21 protein-coding genes and 1 pseudogene are annotated in these 22744 nt (G+C 57.4%); 10 read left to right on the top strand and 12 right to left on the bottom strand.

Translation table 11 applies throughout. The features are described 5' to 3' along the window. Together VGC33_RS06125 and VGC33_RS06130 are read left to right on the top strand one after the other, a co-directional pair. Positions 1 to 565, top strand: a 565-nt coding sequence (locus VGC33_RS06125) for a GPO family capsid scaffolding protein (protein ID WP_331119867.1), incomplete at its 5' end; no start/stop codon positions are given. A gap of 52 nt (positions 566 to 617) precedes the next feature. Then, positions 618 to 1217: pseudogene (locus VGC33_RS06130) on the top strand (P2 family phage major capsid protein); the annotation flags it as partial. 471 nt (positions 1218 to 1688) lie between these two features. Here the strand turns inward: VGC33_RS06130 and VGC33_RS06135 are convergent. The 4 genes from VGC33_RS06135 to ftnA form a co-directional block, all read right to left on the bottom strand. Continuing rightward, complete coding sequence (locus VGC33_RS06135; RefSeq protein WP_331119868.1) at positions 1689 to 2036, bottom strand: YebY family protein; 348 nt, start codon at positions 2034 to 2036, stop codon at positions 1689 to 1691. Positions 2037 to 2073: 37 nt separating this feature from the next. Next, on the bottom strand, positions 2074 to 2958 hold the full coding sequence (copD, locus tag VGC33_RS06140; protein WP_331119869.1) for a copper homeostasis membrane protein CopD: 885 nt from the start codon (positions 2956 to 2958) through the stop codon (positions 2074 to 2076). Beyond that, the gene (gene yobA / locus VGC33_RS06145) at positions 2959 to 3348 is read right to left on the bottom strand and encodes a CopC domain-containing protein YobA (protein ID WP_414636895.1); all 390 of its coding nucleotides are present in this window, start codon (positions 3346 to 3348) and stop codon (positions 2959 to 2961) included. A 189-nt stretch (positions 3349 to 3537) separates the two neighbouring features. Further along, positions 3538 to 4053: a non-heme ferritin gene (ftnA, locus tag VGC33_RS06150; RefSeq protein ID WP_331119871.1), complete on the bottom strand. Its 516-nt coding sequence runs from the start codon at positions 4051 to 4053 to the stop codon at positions 3538 to 3540. Positions 4054 to 4421: 368 nt separating this feature from the next. Between ftnA and VGC33_RS06155 the strand changes: the two genes are divergently transcribed. Next, positions 4422 to 4649, top strand: a complete 228-nt coding sequence (locus VGC33_RS06155) for a DNA polymerase III subunit theta (protein WP_331119872.1) — start codon at positions 4422 to 4424, stop codon at positions 4647 to 4649. A gap of 427 nt (positions 4650 to 5076) precedes the next feature. Further along, the gene (exoX, locus tag VGC33_RS06160) at positions 5077 to 5757 is read left to right on the top strand and encodes an exodeoxyribonuclease X (RefSeq protein WP_331119873.1); all 681 of its coding nucleotides are present in this window, start codon (positions 5077 to 5079) and stop codon (positions 5755 to 5757) included. A gap of 34 nt (positions 5758 to 5791) precedes the next feature. Here the strand turns inward: exoX and VGC33_RS06165 are convergent, their stop codons facing one another. The 3 genes from VGC33_RS06165 to VGC33_RS06175 form a co-directional block, all read right to left on the bottom strand. Continuing rightward, positions 5792 to 7876 carry a S9 family peptidase gene (locus VGC33_RS06165; RefSeq protein ID WP_331119874.1) on the bottom strand — a complete coding sequence of 695 codons (2085 nt, stop codon included), beginning with the start codon at positions 7874 to 7876 and terminating at the stop codon, positions 5792 to 5794. 97 nt (positions 7877 to 7973) lie between these two features. Beyond that, positions 7974 to 8630: a tellurite resistance TerB family protein gene (locus VGC33_RS06170; RefSeq protein ID WP_331119875.1), complete on the bottom strand. Its 657-nt coding sequence runs from the start codon at positions 8628 to 8630 to the stop codon at positions 7974 to 7976. 154 nt (positions 8631 to 8784) lie between these two features. Then, entirely contained in the window at positions 8785 to 9495 is a 711-nt protein-coding gene (locus VGC33_RS06175) for a YebF family protein (RefSeq protein WP_331119876.1), read from the bottom strand. Between the two features lie 231 nt (positions 9496 to 9726). Between VGC33_RS06175 and purT the strand changes: the two genes are divergently transcribed. Then, positions 9727 to 10905 carry a formate-dependent phosphoribosylglycinamide formyltransferase gene (gene purT, locus VGC33_RS06180; protein ID WP_331119877.1) on the top strand — a complete coding sequence of 393 codons (1179 nt, stop codon included), beginning with the start codon at positions 9727 to 9729 and terminating at the stop codon, positions 10903 to 10905. A 132-nt stretch (positions 10906 to 11037) separates the two neighbouring features. Here the strand turns inward: purT and VGC33_RS06185 are convergent, their stop codons facing one another. After that, entirely contained in the window at positions 11038 to 11679 is a 642-nt protein-coding gene (locus VGC33_RS06185; protein WP_331119878.1) for a bifunctional 4-hydroxy-2-oxoglutarate aldolase/2-dehydro-3-deoxy-phosphogluconate aldolase, read from the bottom strand. Positions 11680 to 11793: 114 nt separating this feature from the next. Beyond that, the gene (gene zwf, locus VGC33_RS06190; RefSeq protein WP_331119879.1) at positions 11794 to 13269 is read right to left on the bottom strand and encodes a glucose-6-phosphate dehydrogenase; all 1476 of its coding nucleotides are present in this window, start codon (positions 13267 to 13269) and stop codon (positions 11794 to 11796) included. A 327-nt stretch (positions 13270 to 13596) separates the two neighbouring features. On the opposite strand from zwf, the gene VGC33_RS06195 reads away from it, so the two are divergent. Both VGC33_RS06195 and pyk read left to right on the top strand, forming a co-directional pair. Further along, positions 13597 to 14466, top strand: a complete 870-nt coding sequence (locus VGC33_RS06195) for a MurR/RpiR family transcriptional regulator (RefSeq protein WP_331119880.1) — start codon at positions 13597 to 13599, stop codon at positions 14464 to 14466. A 185-nt stretch (positions 14467 to 14651) separates the two neighbouring features. Then, positions 14652 to 16094, top strand: a complete 1443-nt coding sequence (gene pyk / locus VGC33_RS06200; protein ID WP_162365274.1) for a pyruvate kinase — start codon at positions 14652 to 14654, stop codon at positions 16092 to 16094. A gap of 107 nt (positions 16095 to 16201) precedes the next feature. Here pyk and lpxM read toward each other — a convergent pair whose 3' ends face one another. From lpxM to znuA, 3 genes are all read right to left on the bottom strand, one after another. Then, on the bottom strand, positions 16202 to 17158 hold the full coding sequence (lpxM, locus tag VGC33_RS06205; RefSeq protein ID WP_331119881.1) for a lauroyl-Kdo(2)-lipid IV(A) myristoyltransferase: 957 nt from the start codon (positions 17156 to 17158) through the stop codon (positions 16202 to 16204). Between the two features lie 153 nt (positions 17159 to 17311). After that, positions 17312 to 18640 (bottom strand): murein DD-endopeptidase MepM, encoded by a 1329-nt coding sequence (mepM, locus tag VGC33_RS06210; protein WP_331119882.1) that lies wholly within the window; start codon positions 18638 to 18640, stop codon positions 17312 to 17314. A 12-nt stretch (positions 18641 to 18652) separates the two neighbouring features. Continuing rightward, on the bottom strand, positions 18653 to 19585 hold the full coding sequence (gene znuA / locus VGC33_RS06215) for a zinc ABC transporter substrate-binding protein ZnuA (protein WP_331119883.1): 933 nt from the start codon (positions 19583 to 19585) through the stop codon (positions 18653 to 18655). 74 nt (positions 19586 to 19659) lie between these two features. On the opposite strand from znuA, the gene znuC reads away from it, so the two are divergent. From znuC to VGC33_RS06230, 3 genes are all read left to right on the top strand, one after another. Next, a complete protein-coding gene (gene znuC / locus VGC33_RS06220; RefSeq protein WP_331119884.1) occupies positions 19660 to 20415 on the top strand; it encodes a zinc ABC transporter ATP-binding protein ZnuC in 756 nt (251 codons plus the stop codon). Continuing rightward, complete coding sequence (znuB, locus tag VGC33_RS06225) at positions 20412 to 21197, top strand: zinc ABC transporter permease subunit ZnuB (RefSeq protein ID WP_331119885.1); 786 nt, start codon at positions 20412 to 20414, stop codon at positions 21195 to 21197. The genes znuC and znuB overlap by 4 nt, the downstream gene beginning before the upstream one ends. 476 nt (positions 21198 to 21673) lie before the next feature. Further along, positions 21674 to 22408: a metallophosphoesterase gene (locus tag VGC33_RS06230; RefSeq protein ID WP_331119886.1), complete on the top strand. Its 735-nt coding sequence runs from the start codon at positions 21674 to 21676 to the stop codon at positions 22406 to 22408. Positions 22409 to 22744 lie beyond the last annotated feature (336 nt).

Here is a 22744-nt window from a genome sequence, read left to right on the forward strand (position 1 = left end):
CCAGTCGCGCCAAAAAATCTATACCTCAATGGAAGTGCAGCCGAACTTTGCCAACAGCGGCAAAGCCTACCTGGTCGGTCTGGCGATCACCGATGACCCGGCGAGCCTCGGCACTGAAATGCTGGCCTTTAGCGCCAGCGCCCAAAGCAATCCCCTGGCGGCACGCAAGACCGCGCCGGAAAACCTATTCACCGCGGCGGTTGAGGTGGCGCTCGAATTTGAAGAGGTGACCGAGCCGGGCCTGTCGCTGTTTACCCGCGTGAAAACCCTGCTGACCAGCAAACAGACCACCGACGACGCCCGGCTGGCGGATGTGTTTAAGGCCGTTGAAGCGGTGGCCGAGCATGTGCAGCTCACCGCCACCGAGCACGACGGCAAGCTATCCACCCTGGAAACCACCTTCACCGAGCGCCTGGCCGTGCTGGAACACGCGGTGGTCACCGACCATAACCAGGTCGCCGCCCTGGCCACCAAACTGACCCAAACCGACAGCCAGTATCAGACCCGCCGCCCGCTGGCGACCGGCGGCCGCGAAGCGCCCGACGAGGTATTAACCGACTGTTAAACCCTGCCCGGTAGAGCCTTGGATAACCTGTTTTCCCTGTTTAGGACACCCAATGAAAACCAACACCCGTTTTAAATTTTATGTGTTTTTGACCCGCGTCGCCGAGCTGAACGGCGTCGGGGCCAACGACCTGAATAAAAAATTCAGCGTCGAACCGACCGTGACGCAAACCCTGATGACCCGCACCCAGGAATCATCGGAATTCCTTACCCGTATCAACATCGTGCCGGTGGCGGAAATGAAGGGCGAAAAAATCGGTATCGGCGTGTCAGGCTCCATTGCCAGCACCACCGACACCGCAGGCGGTGATGAAAGGGAAACGGCGGATTTTGCCACGCTGGATTCGGAGGGCAATTCCTGCCAGCAGGTGAATTACGATTTCCATATCCGCTATAACACGCTGGACCTGTGGGCGCGTTACCTGGACTTTCAGACCCGGCTGCGCGACGCCATCATAAAGCGTCAGGCGTTGGATCGTATTATGGTCGGCTTTAACGGCGTGAGCCGCGCCAAGACCTCCAACCGCCTGGCGAGTCCGCTGCTGCAGGACGTGGCGGTCGGTTGGCTGCAAAAGTACCGCGACAACGCTCCGGCCCGGGTGATGAACACCGCCACCGCCGAGGACGGCACCGTTTCCCCGACTATCCGCATCACCATGCGCTATGCGCACTTTGCCCCCGACCATCTGGAAGACGCGATCCATCTCAACCCATTAGCCGGTTTGAATGACTACAAAGTGTCTACAGAGCGCCATAATGGGTAGAATACGGTAGAACAGGGTGGGGTTAAGTGGCTGATTTATCACGTAAGTGGTTGATTACCCTGCCCCCATAAAAAAAGACCGAATACGATTCCTATATTCGGTCTAGGGAAATGGCTCTTGGGAGAGAGCCGTGCGCTAAAAGTTGGCATTAATGTAAGCTGCTTAGCCTTACATGCATTGAGTATAGAAGTCGCCGGCGGTTTTTCCATCGCCTTAGTCGCATTACCGACCCTATTGTTTTACCAAATGATAACTTTGTGATATCAAGCACACTTAGAATTATTAACATAATAAATTATAAGCTTTCTACTCACATTCCTGAACTCGCGCGCCTGGGGCGCGCCGAAACCATCCCGGGGCTTAGCCCGGCGCGTTGCATAGCTGTCCGGCGCGCTCGGCAAACGGCGCGATGCTCATCTTTTTACCGGGATTCGCCGGGTCATCCAGAAGGATGGTGTCGACAGGCGTGGCGTTGACCTGGCCGCTGGCCATGGCGCGGGTGGCCTGCTCATTTAGCGGATATTGCATCAGGGTGCTGATATTGAGCGCAAACAGCGAGCCGTCGGGGCGGCAGAGCAGCTGCACTTCCTCCTTGGTAAAGGCCCATTGCTTGCCGAACTGGAATTTACTGACGGTGATGATTTGCGCCGCGCTGACCGTCTGGGCGGTCAAGGCTAGCAGCAGTAACGCTATACTCCGGGTTTTCATGTTTTATCCTACAAGTGGGTCTGTCGCCCGCGCGGCGTCAGGGTTCAAAGGTGGCGAAAATGCTCACCAGGACCAGGACCAGGTTGCCCAGGATCATCTCCATAAGCGTGAGCAAGGTCAAGAGCCGGATAGCCGCGGGATGCCGTCGCGCCATGGCGGGCACCACGGCATAACGGTTGGTCGCCGCCAGGATCACCATGGCCGCCACCACGGCTATTTTTATCAATAGCAGCCGCTGGTACGGCGCCGACCAGTCGAGCGGCCAGCGTCCCAGTACCAGCATGGTATTGGCGATGCCGGTGAAAATGACCATCGCCACGGCCCCATGCCCGCTGCGTGAAAAACGAATCAGCGCGCGCAGCGCGTCCGGACGCTGCGCCTGACGAAGCAGCGGCAGGCAAAACAGCAGCGGCAGCAGCCCTCCCAGCCACCAGGCGGCGGAAAACAGATGCGCTATTTGATTAAACCGTTGCAGCACGCCGCGCAATCCCACACTCATCGCCGTGTGCCCGACCAGCGCCTGGCTCGCCAGCAGGCCCGCCATGGCGGCCAACAATAAGCGACTCCGGGTGGCCGTTAACGGCCCGCGACCCGCGGCGAACAGCGCCGCCACGGCAATAGCCATATGCCATAGCCAGACCGTGCCGAACGAGGTGCCGAGCACCGCCGACCAGACGGCGGGAGAGAGGGTTTGCGCCCAGCCGTCCCCCATTTGCCCGGATTGCAGCGCCAGCAGAATCACCGCCGTTGCCAGGGCGAACCAGGCCAGGATGCGCAGCGTGGCGCCAAGGGACGCGCGCAGCCGGTCGCGCAGCGCGGGCGGCGCCAGGTATTCGCAAAACAGCGCCGTGCCGAACGTCTGCATGACCGCCGCGATATGGAAATAGCGGCAGGCGGAATAACACTCCGCCAGGCTTAGCATCTATTTGACGCTGAACTGATAATTGCCTTGGGTTTTATGGCTGTCCACCGAGACCACATGCCATTGCACCTGATAATCGCCGGCGGCCAGGGGTTTTTCGATGGGTACGATAAGCTGCATGGGGTTGGCGGGGTCTACCTTGACGGCGCCGGTGGGAATAATGGCATTAGCGGGACCGGTGAGGGTCAGGCCGCTGAAAGCGGGCTCGATACCCTCGCTGAAGGTCAGGGTCAACGCCTGGGGGGCGTCCGTCATAGTGGCGTTGGCCGCCGGATATTGCGTTTTCAGGTGCGCGTGCGCCTGGGCCTGTTGCGAACCCAGCAGGGTCAGTGCGGTTAAAAACAGCGTAAACAGGGGGGCGGTAAAACGTTGGCTGGACATCGATGTCATTTCCTAAGACTAAACGGTTATCCTGTCGGTTAACCCGACGCTTTGCGGTCCATCGCGCGGGCGCTGTCGGTTATTCGTTTATGCTGAGGAAACAAAAAACCCGGCGCTGCTACCGGCTTGCCTGGACGCAAGCTGATGATAACGGCAGCCGGGGCTGAAGTCGAGCAAACCTCATTGCGAGCGCTTTGCTTACATCGGCGCGGCGGTATTATCCCCGCCGTTCATTTTTTTCAAATCCTGATCGATAAAGAACAACCCGCTGTTATTGGTATCCACCAGCGCGAGCTTGTCCAGAATAGATTTGAACAGTTTTTCCTCTTCATGCTGTTCGGAAACGTACCATTGCAGAAAATTAAAGGTCGAATAGTCTTGACTTATCATAGCCGCATGGACCAGCTCGTTGATTTTACGGGTGATCATCTGTTCATGCTCATAGGTACGCTTAAACAGTTCGGCAAGCGAAGTAAAACCGGTCGGCGGCGCCTCGATGGCGCCAAGCACCGGCATGGTGCCCGTATCGTTAAGATAGTCGAACAGGCGGCGCATATGGTCCATCTCTTCCAGAGACTGGGTTTTGAGGAACGCCGAAGCGCCTTCATAGCCTTTATCACTGCACCAGGCGCTCATCTGCAGATAAAGATTAGCGGAAAAAAATTCAAGGTTGAGTTGTTCGTTGAGCTTAATTGCCATTTCTTGTTTTAGCATGGGCAGGTGTCCTTTTAAAGATAAAGTAAATAGCGAATATATACATTATGCCAAATGCTAACAAAAATTACACTATAATTTAACCAATGAGTTATTTTAATAATTTTAGCTATAAAATCATGCATTTATTTATTATCAAATAAGGAATTTTTCATACAAAACAATATTTATTAATGCTAGTGATAGGCGTTCTTATTTGTATTATGAATTGCACGGGCAATTATTATGGCTATTTTTGACCGGTATTACCGCACCGACTGTTAACACAAACGATTATTATTTGTATTACTCCCCTGGCGACGCTTGCGTTTTGACGCCCGGTGCCTTATTTTTAGCATCATCATACCTTACAGGCACCGGGAGACTAAATGGAGTATAACCTGGCCAAACTGGGCAGCGAGGCGATGGACAAGATCAATGTCGATCTGGCCGCGTCCGGCGTGGCGTTCAAGGAACGGTACAATATGCCGGTGGTCGCCGAGCATGTGGAACGGGAACAGCCTGAGCATCTGCGCGCTTATTTCCGCGAACGGGTGGCGATTTATCGCCAGGCGTCGCTAAATTTTTCCCGTTTGCCGTATGAGCCACGAAAATAATCCGCCAATGGCTTATACTGTACTGGCAATGCCCCGGCCCGATCCTGAACCACAGGCTGGAAGGCAAGCAGGTGAATCGCGCGCCCTTCCCCGCGGGACATGGCTTGCCGGCTCGTCCGGCGACGTCCGCCGGGGGGCAGAAAAGCACAAAATGACTTGATTATCAGTGCCAAATGGCAGTTAATCATTTCTACATTTCCGGTTCTTTTACAGAGAGGCAAATATGAGTAAGGGAATGGATCGTAAAAAAGACACGAAAAAGAAACCGCTGAAATCGCCGGAAGAAAAACGCGCCGACAAGCGTAACAGAAAGACCCAGCCTGATATCGTGTAAGGCTAACCAATATTAAACCCGCATCTGATGCGGGTTTTTTGTTGGCCCGATTCCGGGCATAATGAGCATTCCTTCTTCTGGACAGGTAACCTCATGTCTTTTCGTGTTATCGATACTGAAACCTGCGGGCTGGACGGCGGCGTCGTGGAAGTCGCCTCGGTGGATGTCATTGACGGACAGTTGTGCAACGCCATGAGCGATCTGGTCAACCCCGACCGTCCCATCGGCCACGAAGCCATGGCCATCCACCATATCACCGAAGCCATGGTCGAGGATAAACCGCGTATCGCCAAGGTTATCGGCCGCTATCACGGCAGCCCCTATTATGTGGCGCATAACGCCGCCTTCGACCGCCGCATGCTGCCGGAAATGCACGGCCAGTGGATTTGCACCGTCAAGCTTGCGCGCAAGCTCTATCCGGGTTTGAAATACAGCAACCAGTACCTGCGCTACGCGCTGGACCTGGACGTCACCGTGCCGGAGGGTCTGTATCCCCATCGCGCCCTGTACGATTGCTACGTTACGGCGGCGCTGCTGGTGAAAATCATCGGGGATTCCGGCTGGAGCGCCGAGCAAATGGCGGCGCTATGCAACGAGACCACCCTGCTGACGACGTTTAAGTTTGGCAAATACCGGGGCCAGCCGATGGAGCGCGTGGCGCGTGACGATCCCGGCTATCTGAAATGGATGCTGGCCAACCTCAAGGACCTGTCGGCGGATATGCGTTTTAGCATCAAGCATTACCTGAAGCAGTCATCAGACGGAACGCTTTGATAAACGCGCCGCCTGATGTCGTCACGCCGCCATATCAAGCCGCCGGCGTTGCCATGCCGGCGTTCAGCAGCCTGGCATTGTCGGTCGTCAGGGACAGAATGAAGGTATACTCCATCGCAATGCCCTCATAACCCTTGAAACGCCCCGATTTACCACCGTGGCCGGCATCCATGTCGGTACAAAGCAGCAGCAGGTTGTCGTTGGTCTTCATCGTCCTGAGCTTAGCCACCCATTTGGCCGGTTCCCAGTATTGCACCTGCGAATCATGCAGGCCGGTGGTGACCAGCAGGTGCGGGTAAGCCTGGGCGCTGACCCGATCGTAGGGACTGTAGCGCTTGATATAATCGTAGTATTCTTTTTCCTCCGGATTGCCCCATTCGTCATATTCTCCGGTCGTCAGCGGTATGCTGTCATCCAGCATAGTGGTCACCACATCCACGAACGGCACCTGCGCCACCACGCCCTTGAACAGATCCGGCGCCATATTGATCACCGTGCCCATCAACAGGCCCCCGGCGCTGCCGCCCATGGCAAACGCCTGTTTTTTGTCGCCATAGCCGCTGTCCAGCAGATATCGGCTGACGTCGATAAAATCGTTAAAGGTGTTGAGCTTATTGAACAGCTTGCCGTCTTCATACCATTGCTGGCCCAATTCGCCGCCGCCGCGGATATGCGCCAGGGCAAAGACGAATCCGCGATCGAGCAGGCTGAGCCGGCTGGCGCTGAAATCAGGGTCCATGCTGCTGCCATAGGAACCATAGCCATACACCAGCAGCGGATTTTGCCCGGGCTGGAACAGATCCTTGCGGTAAACCAGCGACACCGGCACTTCGACGCCGTCGCGGGCGGCGACCCACAGCCGTTCGCTGCGGTAGTGATTGGCGTCGAAGTTTTTCACCTGCGACTGTTTGAGCAGCCTGCGTTCGCCGGTATCCATATTCAGTTCAAACAGGGTGGTCGGCGTGGTCATGGAGGAATAACCATAGCGCAGCCAGGCGCAGTGGGGATCGGGGTTATAGGCCAGCCAGGTGACGTAGGTGGGATCGTCAAAGGCGATGCCCTTTTCTTCCCCGCTTTGCCAATGGATTTGCCGCAGGCTGGTCAGGCCCTGGTGACGTTCCTCCACCACCAGCCAATCGCTGAACAGGGTAAAATTTTCCAATACCACGTCATCCCTGGCCGGTATAAGCGTTTGCCACAGTTTTTCATCACCCGTTTCGCTGCGGTAGAGCGCAAAATTCTTGCCTTCACGATTGGAGCGGACGTAGAAATGGCCCTGGTAATGATCCAGCGAATACTCATGGTCATGGCGGCGGGTCAGGAATACCTGCGGGCGGGCCTTGGGATCGTCGGCGTCCAGCAGCAGGATCTCACCCGAGGTGGTGCTGCCCAGCGCGATGATGATATAGCGTTCCGAGGTGGTTTTATGCACGCTGACATAGAAGGTATCGTCTTTCTCTTCATACACCAGTTCGTCGAGCGCCGGTGAGGTGCCGATCCGGTGGCGGTAAACCTGATAGGGCAGCAGCGTCTTTTTATGCTTGCGCACGTAATAGAGGATCTGGGAGTCGCTGGTCCATTCAAAACCCGACGAGGTATCCTCGATCACTTCCGGATACCAGGAATCGCGGGCCAGGTTCTTGAAACGGATGCCGTACAGGCGGCGCGAGAGGAAATCCTCCGCCGCCGCCATGATGGCGTTGTCCGGACTTATCTCCAGGGACCCCATGGTATAGAATTCGCTTTGCGCCGCGCGTTTGTTGCCGTCAAGCAGGATTTCCCATTCGGCGGATTCCGGCAGGTCGGCGCGCTGGCGGGTATAAATGGCGTACTCGTTGCCAGGCTCATAGCGGCTCTGGTAACGATAACCACGCCGGATATAAGGCACCGAGCGATCCTCCTGGGGAATGCGCTCCACCATTTCGGTGAATAAGCGGTGGCGCAGTTCCTCATGGCCCGCCATCATGGCTTCGCCATAGGTATTCTCCTGGGCCAGATAGTCCAGTACGGCGGGATCTTCACGTTTATCATCGCGCAGCCAATAATAATCATCGATCCGCGTCTCACCATGCACGGTCAGGTTATGTGGTCTTTTTTCAGCTATCGGGGGAAATCTCATACGCACCCTTCCTTATTTCTCATAAGAAACAGAGTGGCACGAATATGGCGGGATGCCAAGCGCAGCCGTTTCCATCGCCGGCGCCGGCAACCGGGAGTCAGCGCGGCGGGACGGGGGTTATCTGCGCTTTAAGCTGTTGTTCCAGGCCGGTTTTTACATCTTCGGGAATTTTCAGCGCCAGCGCCAATGCATCCATATAGCTTCTTTCCATAAAATGATCGACATCGACCACCGCGCAGCTGAGGTAATAGATCTCCAGGGCCTCGTCCTCGCCGTGAATATCCTGCGCCAGGCGCGCCGGGTCCAGCGGTTGGGCAATGGCGTCCTGAACCAGAAGCTCCACATCCTCGCCCAGGCCCAACTGATGCAGGTTGTCCCGAATGGCGCGTTGCTCATGGTCGTCGATATGGCCGTCGGCCTTGGCGGCAAAAACCAGTGCCGTCACCAGCCGCTGCGCGCGATGGTTGATGGGAGTTGGTGGCTGGGTAAACCGCGCATCGTTCTGATGCGTGTCGCGTACGCGTTTTTTATATTGATCCCAGAGCACCGCGCCTATCGCGGCGCCGCCGCCGATAAACAGGGCGTTCTTGCCCACCGCGCCAATCATCTTGCGTGACGATTTACTGGCCACCAGCAGGCCGGCCAGCCCGCCAAGCGCGCCGGGCGCCAGCAGGTCCGCCAGGTTGCCGCCGGGATCCCCCGGTCCGCCCTTCTGCTGGACCAGGGTCTGGATTTTCTGCATCCACTGATTCATTGCCGTTCCCCTTCAGGTAGGGTATGCCGGACGGAGTCCGGCGCCACACGTCCTAACCTAACGGCTTTTGTGTCAAGTTGTTAAAAGGATTTGCAAAGATAGCGGGGCCGTGGGTGTCCAGACGCGCATTTCACTGCGCGTCCGGCGGGGTATCTTATTGCTGGAGTGAATAACTTATTTCGCCTTTTTCACAGTCAAGGTTAACCGCATAGGCGCGATCGGCGGTTTGTCCGCGAATTTTCAACGGCGCCTGCCAGCTGTCGCCGCTGCCGGTAATATCCTCCGGGTTCACCTGGGCGACGATGGTATCGCCGCCGAGGGCCTTTTTATCGTCGTCGGTGTGGGGGAAGCGATTCTGGGTGTAATCCTGTTTAATCAGTTCCGCTACCTGAGGGGCGTTCAGATCGGGACAGGCCGCAACTTTATAGGTTTTACCCGGCTGGTTTTTTTTGGCCGCCGGCTTGTTATTCTCGACGGTCGCGGCAGCGGTGGTCGCCGTGGCGGCGGCCGGGTTGGCTTTATCCGCCGCGCTCTTTTTCGCCGGTGCAGGTTTAGCGGCGGCCGGCTTGTCGTCGGCCGGTTTTTCATCCGGCGCTTTTTTAGCCGGGGCGGTGGCCGCGGGCGTGGCCGGCGTTTCTGCCGGCGCGGCGTTGTTGGCCGGCGCCTGTGCCGGCGCTGCGGCGCCCTGTTGCGTATCCTGCGCCTGGCCGGCCGGCTGCCGGGCGGCGGATGTACCGTCCGTGGACGTTTGCGTGGTTGCCGCTTGCCCCGCCGCCGGCTGCGTCTGATCTTCCGCGGCCGCTACAGACGACAGCATCATGCCGATGGCGATAATGCCCATCAGGCCGATTCCTGTTTTATGCATAAAACCTCCACGTGTTTTGATTATCCGTTTCTCAAAGTATTGATTGATAATAGCCGGTTAAAATTACCTTGAGAACAGGAACTACACCAACTATACCAAATGCCGGCGATTTTTAGCGCCCTTCCGGCATTTTTTCACCCCTGTATCCTGCGGCCACGGGCCTGTGCTGCTGCACAGGCAAACGTTTTCGTTTATACTGCGCGCAATTTTTATCACCTCAGGGGAAAGCGGATGTTAATCATTGGAACGGCGTTACGTCCCGGCGCCACGCGCGTCATGTTGCTCGGCAGCGGTGAACTGGGCAAAGAAGTGGCGATAGAATGTCAACGGCTGGGCGTGGAGGTGATTGCCGTCGATCGTTATGCGAACGCCCCGGCGATGCATGTCGCCCATCGCGCGCACGTCGTCAATATGCTGGACGGCGTTGCGCTCAGGGCGGTGATTGAACTGGAACGGCCCGATTTTATCGTGCCGGAAATCGAAGCCATCGCCACCGATATGCTGGTGACCCTTGAACAGCAGGGCCACCATGTCGTGCCCTGCGCCCAGGCCACGCGCTTGACCATGAATCGCGAGGGTATTCGCCGCCTGGCGGCCGAAACGCTGGGCCTGCCCACCTCGGCCTACCGTTTTGCCGCCGACCGCGCCGAACTGGACCAGGCGGTGGCGGCAATCGGTTATCCGCTGATTATCAAACCCGTGATGAGCTCGTCGGGCAAAGGCCAGAGCCTGGTGCGCGACGCCGCCGGCCTGGACGCGGCCTGGTCCTATGCGCAGCAGGGCGGCCGCGCGGGCGGCGGCAAGGTGATTGTCGAAGGCCTGGTCGCCTTTGATTTTGAAATTACCCTGTTGACCGTCAGCGCCGTCGACGGCATCCATTTTTGCGATGCCATCGGCCATCGCCAGGAGGATGGCGATTACCGCGAATCCTGGCAGCCGCAGCGCATGAGCACGCTGGCGCTTGAGCGGGCGCGGGATATCGCGCAACGGGTGGTGACCGCCCTTGGCGGCCGGGGACTCTTCGGCGTCGAACTGTTCGTGCGCGGCGACGAGGTGATTTTCAGCGAGGTATCGCCGCGACCGCATGATACCGGCATGGTCACCCTGATCTCGCAGGATCTTTCCGAGTTCGCCCTGCATGTGCGCGCCTTCCTCGGCCTGCCGGTCGGCGCCATACGCCAGTACGGTCCGGCGGCGTCGGCGGTTATCCTGCCGGAACTGGACAGTAGCGATGTGCGGTTCAGCGGCCTGGAGCGGGCGCTGAAGGCGCAAACGCAAATCCGACTGTTCGGCAAACCCGACATCAGCGGCAAACGCCGGCTGGGCGTGGCCCTGGCCATGGCGGATACGGTGGAAGACGCGGTAAAAGAGGCCAAGGCCTGCGCGGCGGCGGTTAAGGTCAGCGGCTGACGCGCCTGGCCGGAGCCAAAAAAAAGCTCCTCTTGCGGAGGAGCCCGGATTGCCCACCAACGAGCACATGAGTTTGAGGCGGGTGTGATGGGCAAAGCGTCAAGCGTCGCGCGCCAGGTATGGCGCGTCGGCTTACAGCTTGGCGCCGGCTACCGCTTCTTTCGCCAGTTCGGTGATGCGCGCATAGTCGCCCGCTTCCAGCGCGTCGTTCGGCACCAGCCATGAGCCACCGATGCACAGCACGCTTTTCAGCGCCAGGTAATCGCGGTAGTTTTTCGGCGAAATGCCGCCGGTTGGGCAAAAACGCACCTGGGAGAACGGGCCGGCAATGGCTTGCAACGCCTTGACGCCGCCGTTGGCCTCGGCCGGGAAAAATTTAAATTCGCGCAGGCCGTAATCCATGCCGAGCATCAGTTCGGATACGGTGGCGATGCCCGGGATGAGCGGAATGGTGCCGGCGACGGCCGCTTTCAGCAACGGCTCGGTCAGGCCGGGGCTGATGGCGAATTGCGCGCCGGCGGCGGTCACTTCCGCCAGTTGCTCAATGTTGGTCACGGTACCCGCGCCGACAATAGCCTCGGGAACTTCTTTGGCGATGGCGCGGATGGCGTCCATTGCGCAGGGGGTGCGCAACGTGACTTCCAGTACGCGCACCCCGCCGGCGACCAGCGCCTTGGCCAAAGGAACCGCGTGTTCCAGTTTATTGATTACGATAACGGGTACTACCGGGCCTGAGGTCAGGATGGTTTCCGCGCTGGTTTTCCAATTCTTCATGACTGTATGTCTCCGTGTAAACATCATCACCCGGCGTTCATGCCCTGTACGCGTAAACACCGGGTTAAAAATTACCGGTGCGGGACATGTCCGGCACCGGTGGGGAATACCCTGCTATTCGAACTCGTTCCAGGAGCGGCCGTCACGGGTTATCATGGCAACCGAGGCCACCGGCCCCCAGGTGCCCGCCTGGTATGGCTTGGGAGATTCATTGTCGGATGCCCAGGCTTCCATAATCGAATCCACCCAGGTCCAGGCCTGTTCCACCTCGTCGCGGCGCACGAACAGCGCCTGGATGCCGCGCATGGTTTCCAGCAGCAGCCGTTCGTAGGCATCGGCCAGATGTTCATGGCTAAAGGTTTCGCTGAAACTCAAATCCAGCTTGGTGGTTTGCAGGCGATGTTTATGATCAAGGCCGGGCACTTTATTGAGTATCTCGATATCCATGCCTTCGTCAGGCTGCAGGCGGATGGTCAGCTTATTCTGCGGCAATACCTGATAGGAGTCGCGGAACAAATTAAGCGCCGGATTCTTGAAATACACCACCACTTCGGAACTTTTTGTCGGTAAACGCTTGCCGGTGCGCAGGTAAAAAGGCACGCCCGCCCAGCGCCAGTTGTCGATATCCACCCGAATGGAAACAAAGGTTTCGGTATGGCTCGATTTATTGGCGCCCTCTTCCTCCAGGTAGCCGGGGACTTTCTTGCCCTGAACAAAGCCGGCGGTATACTGCCCGCGCACCGTGGTGTCACGCACATTGGTATGGTTGATAGGCCGCAGCGCCCGCAGTACCTTCACCTTTTCATCACGGATGCGGTCGGTGGTCAGATCGGATGGGGGCGACATGGCGATAATGCTGAGGATTTGCAGCAAATGGCTTTGGATCATATCGCGCATCTGGCCTGCTTTATCAAAATACCCCCAGCGCCCTTCGATACCCACCTCTTCCGCGACGGTGATCTGGACGTGATCGATGGTGCGATTATCCCAGTTGGTGGCGAACAGCGAATTGGCGAAACGCAGCGCCAGCAGGTTGAGCACCGTTTCTTTACCCAGATAATGATCGATACGGTACACCTGGCACTCTTTAAAATATTCCGCCACCTGATCGTTTATCACCCGGGAGGAAGCCAGATCGGTTCCCAGCGGTTTTTCCATGACCACCCTGCTCGGCTCTTTATTCAGGCCGGCCTGGCCCAGGCCCTGGCAGATGGCGCCGAACGTGTTGGGCGGCATGGCGAAATAGTTAATGGTTACCCGTGATTCCTGATCGAGTTTTTCCCCCAACCGAGTGAAGTGCTTGGACTCGTTAACGTCGAGGTTGCAGAAATCCAGGCGTCCGCTGAGCGTTTTCCAAAGCTTCTCGTCGATGGTTTCCTTCATAAAGGTTTCCAGCGCTTCGCGCACCACCTTGGTATAGGCTTTCACGTCCCAGTCAGCGCGGCCGACACCGATAATGCGCGTCTCCGGATGAATGGAACCGGCTTTCTCCAGCTGATACAGCGAGGGCAACAGCTTGCGTCGCGCCAGATCGCCTTTGGTGCCGAAAATCACCAGATCGCATGCCTGGGCTATGGATGTTAACGCCATGTTCCTCTCCTCGTACAGGATGTTTGTAATTTTATTACATATTAAAAGGTTTTATTTTGATGCCGGCCAAAAAATTGCCAGAAAAACCGCGTGACAACGCTATTTTTTACCAAAAACCACCCTATGCCCTCTTTGAAAATGTAATTTAAAAACATTTTTGTCAATACATTACATTTCTGAAAGTTAGACACGGCTCATAGTCTGGCAAAAAACCCGCCATTCCAGTCAGATTAACTGCCTTTGCGGCGCGCGTCGTAGTATATTTCATCATATCGGTAATGATTTCTCCTTTGTGTGAAATCGGTGAAATCCATGAGCTATTAACTTATGAACATGCTGGAAAAAATTAACAGCCATATGGAATTGCTGAGTAAGTCCGAGCGTAAAGTGGCGGACGTGATCCTGGCCTCGCCACAGACCGCCATCCACGCCAGCATTGCCAAACTCGCCAGGATGGCCGACGTCAGCGAACCCACCGTCAACCGTTTTTGCCGCCGCCTGGATACCAAGGGCTATCCTGATTTTAAATTACATCTCGCCCAGAGTCTGGCTAATGGTACACCTTATGTAAACCGTAATGTGGATGAGAACGACGGCGTCGATTCCTATACTGTAAAAATTTTTGAATCCACCATGGCCGGTCTGGAGCAGGTCAAGACCCGCCTGGACATCCTCGCCATCAACCGGGCGGTGGATTTGCTGACCCAGGCGAAAAAGATTTCCTTCTTTGGCCTGGGCGCTTCCGCGGCGGTGGCCCACGACGCGATGAACAAATTTTTCCGCTTCAACATCCCCATTGTCTATTCCGAGGACATCGTCATGCAGCGCATGAGCTGCATGAATTCCAGCGAAGGCGACGTGGTGGTGCTGATTTCCCATACCGGCCGGACTAAAATGCTGGTGGACCTGGCGCGTCTGGCGCGGGAGAATGACGCTACCGTTATCGCCATCACCTCCCAGTACTCGCCGCTGGCCCAGGAAGCTTCGCTGACGCTGGTCCTGGATGTGCCGGAGGATACCGATGTGTTTATGCCCATGATATCGCGTATCGCCCAGTTAACCCTGATTGATGTCCTGGCCACCGGCTTCACCCTGCGCCGGGGCGCAAAATTCAGGGATAACCTGAAGCGGGTGAAGGAAGCATTACGGGAATCGCGCTTTGATAAAGCCGATTCAGCAGCGTATAAATTTGATTAATATCGTAAGATATGAACAATAACCCCTCATGACGTCCCTGCGCAGCGGGGCGTAACAAAGATGGGGAACGATTTAACACAGCCGGACTGGCGGATACGGGCGGCCTTGTTTCACCGCTGCCTGATATTACCGCCGGTACCGATGTTTTCGCTACACCAATAATGCCCAAGTCAACGGAGTTATCCATGTCCAGACGGCTCAGAAGAACCAAGATTGTAACCACCCTGGGGCCAGCCACCGACCGCGACAATAATCTGGAAAAGATCATTGCCGCAGGCGCCAATGTGGTTCGCCTTAATTTCTCACATGGCACGGCCGAAGATCATTTTAATCGGGCCAATAAAGTACGTGAAATTGCCGCCAAGCTGGGACGGCACGTGGCGATACTCGGCGATCTGCAGGGGCCAAAAATACGCGTGTCGACATTCAGGGAAGGCAAAGTGTTCCTGAGCGTGGGCGATAAATTTCTCCTTGACGCCAACCTGGGCGTCGGCGAAGGCGACAGGGAAAGCGTCGGCATCGATTATAAAGGCCTGCCCGGCGATGTGGTGCCCGGCGATGTCCTGCTGCTCGACGATGGCCGGGTACAGCTGAAGGTGCGTGAAGTCCAGGGTATGAAGGTCTTTACCGAGGTAACCGTAGGCGGACCCTTATCCAACAACAAGGGCATCAATAAAATGGGCGGCGGGCTCTCGGCGCCGGCGCTTACCGAAAAAGACAAGGCCGACATCATCACCGCCGCCAAAATCGGCGTGGATTACCTGGCGGTGTCCTTCCCGCGCACCGGCGAGGATCTTAACTATGCGCGCCGCCTGGCACGCGACGCCGGCTGCAATGCCAAGATAGTCTCCAAGGTGGAACGGGCCGAAGCGGTGGCCAGCGACGAAGCCATGGACGATATTATCCTGGCCTCGGACGTGGTCATGGTGGCCCGTGGCGACCTGGGAGTCGAGATCGGCGATCCCGAACTGGTCGGCATCCAGAAAAAGCTCATCCGGCGCGCGCGCAAGCTTAACCGCGCGGTGATAACAGCCACCCAGATGATGGAATCAATGATAACCAACCCGATGCCGACCCGCGCCGAAGTGATGGACGTGGCCAACGCGGTGCTGGACGGCACCGATGCGGTAATGCTGTCCGCCGAAACCGCGGCCGGCCAGTATCCGGCGGAAACGGTGGCGGCCATGGCGCGGGTTTGCCTGGGCGCGGAAAAAATCCCCAGCATCAATGTGTCTAAACATCGCCTGGACGTGCAGTTTGACAATATTGAAGAAGCCATCGCCATGTCCAGCATGTACGCGGCCAATCATCTCAAAGGCGTCAGCGCCATTATCACCATGACCGAATCCGGCCGCACGCCCCTGATGATGTCGCGCATCAGCTCCGGCCTGCCGATTTTTGCCCTGTCGCGGCATGAGCATACGCTTAACCTTACCGCGCTCTATCGCGGCGTCACGCCGGTCTACTTCGACAGCGACGGCGACGGCGTGGCCGCGGCTACCCATGCCGCCAACCTGCTGCGGGATAAAGGGTTCCTGATGTCGGGCGATTTGGTGATTATCACCCAGGGCGATGTCATGAGCATGGTGGGCACCACCAACACCAGCCGCATCCTGCTGGTGGAGTAATACCAGCCGCCCCATGGCATGCTATGCCCGCCAACGCCGGGCTCAAAGCAGGCGTGTTTAAGGGAGAGCGTGCCTATGGGGTCTTTTTTCTTGCCTGTTCTGGGCAATTAACGCTTATAGGGATCTTTATCGCCGGGCTTGCGCGTTTTCAGCAGTTTCAGGATCCAGGTATATTGCTCCGGATTCGGCCCCACCAGGTTTTCCACTTCCTCGTTCATCCGCCGGGCAATATAGCGATCGTCCTGGCCCGCAATATCGTCCATGGGCGGACGCACATAAATATCCAGCCGGCTGGTCTTGCTGTTATAGACGGGAAACAACGGGATCACCGCCGCCCGGCAGATTTTCATCAACCGGCCGATTGCCGGCAGCGTCGCCTTATAGGTGGCGAAAAAATCCACAAACTCGCTATGGTCCGGCCCATGGTCCTGATCCGGCAGATAATATCCCCACCATCCCTGCCGCACCGAGCTGACAAAAGGCTTAACGCCGTCGTTGCGCGCATGCAGGCGTCCGCCGAACCGGCGGCGCACCCGGTTCCACATATAGTCCACCAGCTCGTTGCGCTGGTTATGGAACATGCCCGCGACCTTCTGGCCGCGCGCCGACATCAGCATGGCCGGCACGTCCACCGCCCAGCCGTGCGGCACCAGGAAAATAATGTTGCGCTCCTGCGCCGCAGCCTGCCCGATAATCTCCTCGCCATGCCATTGTACCCGGCTTAATAACCGCTCAGGATTACGGCACGCCAGCTCGGCCATCAGCACCGTCGACTGCGGGACGGTGGCAAACATATCATCGATGATTTTTTCCCGCGCCGGCACGCTCAGCCCAGGCAGGCAATACAGCAGATTAGCCCTGGCGCGATGGCGCGCGCCCTTGGCGAGTTTACCCACCAAACGGCCAACCGCGCCCAACACCGGGTCGCGCAAACGCGGCGGGATAAAGGTGGCGCCGGCGATTAAACCAATGCCGCACCAGACTCCCCAATAGCGGGGATGATAAAATTCGCGTTTAAATGTTGGAATAAATTCAACGGCGGTGATTTTGTTATCGTTTTCCATGCAATTCTCTTTGCTGTCAATTGCCCAGGCGGTTGAAGCCCCGTACTGTCAATCGATTAGGCGGGCTCTATGTCCCTTCTTGGCGTAATGTTGTGATAATCATAAACATAAAACGGCAGCCGATCATCCATCGGCTGCCGTTAAGATAACACATCAGTTGAATTGAAGCTGCGGCATGGCCTCCCTGACCTGCGCCAGGTAATCCAGGCGCTCCTGGCCGCTCAGCCCTTCGGTGCGCGGCAGCTTGGCGGTCAGCGGATTGACCGCCTGCTGGTTGACCCAGATTTCATAATGCAGATGCGGCCCGGTTGAACGCCCGGTATTGCCCGACAGCGCAATGCGATCGCCACGCTTCACCTTTTGGCCCGGCTTCACCAGCAATTTCTTTAAATGCATGTAGCGGGTGGTGTATTGCCGCCCGTGACGTATGGCCACGTAGTTGCCGGCGCCGTCGCCGTTTTTGCTCACAATCACCTCGCCGTCCCCCACCGCCAGCACCGGGGTGCCCGTCGGCATGGCGAAATCCACGCCGCGATGCGGGGCGATGCGTCCGGTAACCGGGTTCAGGCGCCGGGGATTGAAGTTGGATGACACGCGGAACTGCTTCACGGTGGGAAAACGCATGAAGCCGCGCGCCAGGCCGGCGCCGTCGTTGTTGTAGAACTTGCCGTCCTCGGCGCGGAAAGAATAATAATCCTTACCGCCGGTGTTGATGCGCACGGCCACCAGCTCGCTTTGTTCGCTGCGCCCCTCGAGCATTTCCCTGGAGGTCAGCACGGCGAATTTATCGCCTTTTTGCAGTTTACGAAAATCGAGCTGCCACTGCATGGCCTTGATGACCGCGCTGACTTCCGCGTTGGACAACCCCGACGCGCGCGCGCTGTTGACAAAACTGCCGTTGAGCTGCCCGGTCAGGGCCGCATTTTGCCACTCGCCGACCTGGTTGGCCACGCTGAGCTTAAAACCGCCGTCAATACGGTCGTAGGTGCGGGTTTCCCGGCGCGACATTTCCCAGGTCAGGCGCTGCAGTTCACCGTCCTCATTCAATGTCCAGGAAATCTGCTGGCCGATCTTCAGATTACGCAGGTCGGGAAACTGCTGGGCCAACTGGCCGACGTCGGACATGTCGATGCCATACTGCGTCAGTATGCTGCCCAGGGTATCGCCGGTCGACACCACATATTCATGAACGCCCTTTTCATCCTCCATTTTATCATCCAGCTCATCTTCCGGCGGGACATCGTCGTCGTTATCGGCGGCGCTTTGATCGATAGGCTCGCTGGCCTCGGGAACAAGCACGCGGGCCGGCGTGTTTACCGCCACAGAGGATCGGCTGACGGGCGATTCCATGACCGGGGAATAGACGTATGGCCGCCATACCGCCACGGCCAGGGTAATCACGGTCAACGACCCCAGCATGACGCGGTGGGGCCGGGGCAGATTATTATACGCCAGCGTGATTGAGCGAAGTATCTGCTGCACTTATTACTATCCTTATAAGTTCTTCTCCAGGCAGCTCACGTACTGGTTCGTCAATTGCAGCAGGAAGTCGACATAACTTGCCTTGCCCAATGCGATACCGGTCCCCAGCGGGTCGAGGGTGCCGATGCGCACGTTCGTCCCCTGGGCTACAGCGTTGATAACGGCTGGCCTGAATTGTGGCTCAGCAAAAATGCACGCGGCTTTTTGCTCAACCAACTGTGTTCGAATATGGTGTAACGCCTGGGCGCCCGGTTGAATTTCGGGATTAACGGTGAAATACCCCAGTGGGGCGAGGCCATAATGTTTTTCGAAATAGCCATAGGCATCGTGAAACACGAAATACCCTTTTCCGCTTACCGGCGCTAGCATTGTAGCGATATTTTTGTCATTTTTTGTCAAGGCTGCGGTGAAAAACAGTAGATTCGCATCCAATTGCGATTTTTTTTCGGGCATCAGCCGCAATAATTGGTCATGGATGGCGAAAGCGGCCTGTTTGGCGATCTCCGGCGACATCCACAGGTGCATATTATATTCGCCGTGATGATGGTCGTCCGCGTGCGCCGGATCCGAAGGTTCGTCATGATCCCCCCCTTTCATCAGCAGCGGCCGGATGGACGGCAGCGCCGACAGCATCAGGTTTTTGTCCGCCGGCAACGCCGCCACCGGCTTGGTCAGGAAGGCTTCCATTTCCGGGCCGATCCAGATAACCAGGGTGGCGCCCTGAATACGTTTGATGTCGGAGGGACGCAGCGCATAATCATGGGGCGACGCGCCGTCGGGCAGCAGCACCTCGGTGGGCATGACGCCGTCGCCGATGGCGGAGGCGATAAATCCCAGCGGCCGGATGGACGCGACGATATTCGCCCAGGCGGGGCCGCTGGTCAGGGCCAACGCGACGACACCGGCCAACAGCCGGCGTAGGGATTTTTTACTGCGGGGATTCATGGCGATAATTCTCTTCGGCAACGGTTTGGCGTGTGATATTATAACATTTTGACCGTTTCGCAACTGTAATTCACATGGCCAATCTGGTAACTCTCGAGAGTATTTCCGTCTCCTTCGGGCAAAAACACGTCTTAAGTCATATTTCATTTGCGCTGAGCGCCGGGCGCATCCTCACCTTGATGGGGCCGAACGGCGCCGGAAAATCCACGCTGGTGCGGGTGGTGCTCGGCCTTATCGCGCCCACGTCGGGCAGCCTGTCGCGTGATCCCAGGCTGCGCATCGGCTACGTGCCGCAAAAAATCCATCTTGACGTCACCCTGCCGCTGACGGTCGGCCGCTTTATGCGGCTGCGGCCGGGCGTCGGTAAAGACGAGGTCCTGCCCGCGCTGGCGCAGGTCCAGGCCGCCCATTTACTGCAACAGCCGATGCAGAAATTGTCCGGCGGGGAGATGCAACGGGTGCTGCTGGCCCGCGCGCTGCTCAATAAACCGCAGTTGCTGGTGTTGGATGAACCTACCCAGGGCGTGGATGTGAGCGGCCAGGTGGCGTTATACGATCTGATCGACCAAATCCGCCACCAGCTTGGCTGCGGGGTGCTGATGGTCTCCCATGATTTGCATCTGGTGATGGCAAAAACCGATGAGGTCTTGTGCCTGAACCAGCATATTTGCTGTTCCGGCACGCCGGAAACGGTCTCCGCCCATCCGGAATTTATCGCCATGTTCGGTTACCATGGGGTTGAACAGTTGGCTATATACCGCCATCACCATAACCATGCCCACGATCTGCAGGGCCAGGTGGTGCATCGGCATCAGGATGGGGCGTTATGATTGAGCTGCTGCTGCCCGGCTGGCTGGCCGGCGTGCTGCTGGCCATGGCGGCCGGCCCGCTGGGGTCGTTTGTCGTCTGGCGCAAGATGTCCTATTTTGGCGATACCCTTGCCCATGCGTCGCTGCTCGGCGTCGCCTTCGGCCTGCTGCTGAATATCAACCCCTTTTACGCCGTTATCGCAGTGACCCTGGTGCTGGCACTGATGCTGGTATGGCTGGAGCGCTATCCGCAACTGGCCATCGACACCGTGCTGGGCATCATGGCCCACAGCGCCCTGTCGCTGGGACTGGTGGTGGTGAGCCTGATGTCGAACGTGCGGGTGGACCTGATGGCCTATCTGTTCGGCGATCTGCTGTCGGTCACCCTGGGCGATATTTTACTGATTGCCGCCGGCGTGGCGGTGGTGCTGACGCTTCTGGCCTGGCAATGGCGGGCGCTGCTGTCGGTGACCGTGAGTCCCGAACTGGCTCATGTGGACGGAATCTCCCTGCCGCGGGTCAAACTGTTGCTGATGCTGGTCACCGCCCTGACCATCGGACTGGCGATGAAGTTCGTCGGCGCGCTGATCATTACCTCGCTGCTGATCATCCCGGCCGCGGCCGCGCGCCGTTTTTCGCGCACACCGGAGCAGATGGCGTTGTTGGCTGTGGTTGCGGGGATTATTGCCGTGACCGGCGGCTTGAGCTTATCGGCCTGGTATGACACGCCGGCGGGGCCGTCGGTGGTGCTGTGCGCGTCGGTGCTGTTTGGGTTGAGTTTGTTTAATCGGCAACGGGTGTAGCGCCAACGGGTGTGGGGCCGTTTGCGGTGGCATGCGAGTGCCATGCGGGCTTGCATGGGTGCGCATTTCGGGATTGCATGGGTGCGCATTTCGGGCTTGCATGTAGGTATTGTGAGGGTTTCGCTTGCCATGCGTGGCGCGTTTTTATGCCGCACCGTGCGGGCAATCGACCCAGGGCCGGCAGTCGCCCCGGCCCTGGGGACCCGTGCTACCGGCAGATCGTCCGCCGCTGTGCGGTGCCCTCCTCCACTTATTCCGCCTTTCGCACCGCTCAGGACGCGCTCCAGGCGCGGCCTTCACTCTCGCCGCATCCCTGCGGCTCGCACGGGCGGTATAAGCCTCGTCGGCGGACTTGATGCCGGCCCAAGGTCAAGGTCAAGGTCAAGGTCAAGGTCAGTACCAAGGTCAAAAAACAGTATCTGGATGTACAACTGCGAAAAAAGTCCGTTGTTGTTGCTTAACGATAGGAGATACTTGTGATTATTGCTCAGATCTCAGACATTCATGCCACCCCCGATAATGGTAACTTGTCCAGGCTTGACCGCGCCATGAGATGGCTAGATCTCATGGCACCGGATGGGCTGGTCCTCACCGGCGATTTGATTGATGATGACTGGTTCGACGGCTACAAAGCAATAGCGGCTCGTCTGGGTAAGAGATCCTATCCTGCGTTTATCCTGCCGGGTAATTCCGATAACGGTGAAATGATGCGCTCCATTTTCGGCTGTAATTATTGGGCCGACGGCCCTTCGGGAGCCTTGCATTTTATGGCGGATATCGGTGATATTCGCCTCGTTGGGCTTGATTCCACGGTTAAGGGAACTTCCGCCGGTGAAGTGATTGAACATCTTCCTTGGCTGGAGAAAACGTTGTCCACTCAAGGCCCGGCAACATCAATACTGTTTCTACACCATCATGTAATCCGAAGCGGCATCCTTGCCATGGACCACATTATGTGTCGCGAATCTGTGAAATTGGGTGAATTTTTACGAAAACATCCGCGACGACCCATCGCCATAGCGACCGGACATGTTCATCGACCTGTCGCGGGCGCCCTGGCGGGAATACCCGCTTACATCTGCGGATCCATTTGCCCCGCAAATCCTCTGTGGTTTGGCGCGGACACCGTCCCGCCTGCCAATGACCCGCCCGCGCTTATGATCCATCGCTGGGTAAACGGTTCGCTGGTTAGCCACCATATTTCCGTTTGAGCCTGCGAATTGGGTGCATCTGCTTTCATTTTGCGTGCTGACGAACATAGCTGATTCCATGCGATATGCGTCACTATCCGTACCAAGCAGCCCGGTGATTGCATATATCCTGGGATCTTACGAAATCATTTTACTAATTGCCTAGGAAACCGGCGGTCTAATAATAAGTATGGTTTTGCCATTGACCTGGGTATTGACGCTAAACCGGCCATTATCTTTTTGACGGTAGGGTTCATAACCGGGAGAAATTGCCAAGATGCGGGGAAGGCGACAGGACACGCCAAGAGCACATCCCCTGCCGGTTATTGGACTGAGAACAGTAGTCGCCACGCAGCG

The organism is Acerihabitans sp., from assembly GCF_036398755.1.
Taxonomy (GTDB): Bacteria; Pseudomonadota; Gammaproteobacteria; order Enterobacterales; family Enterobacteriaceae; genus Acerihabitans.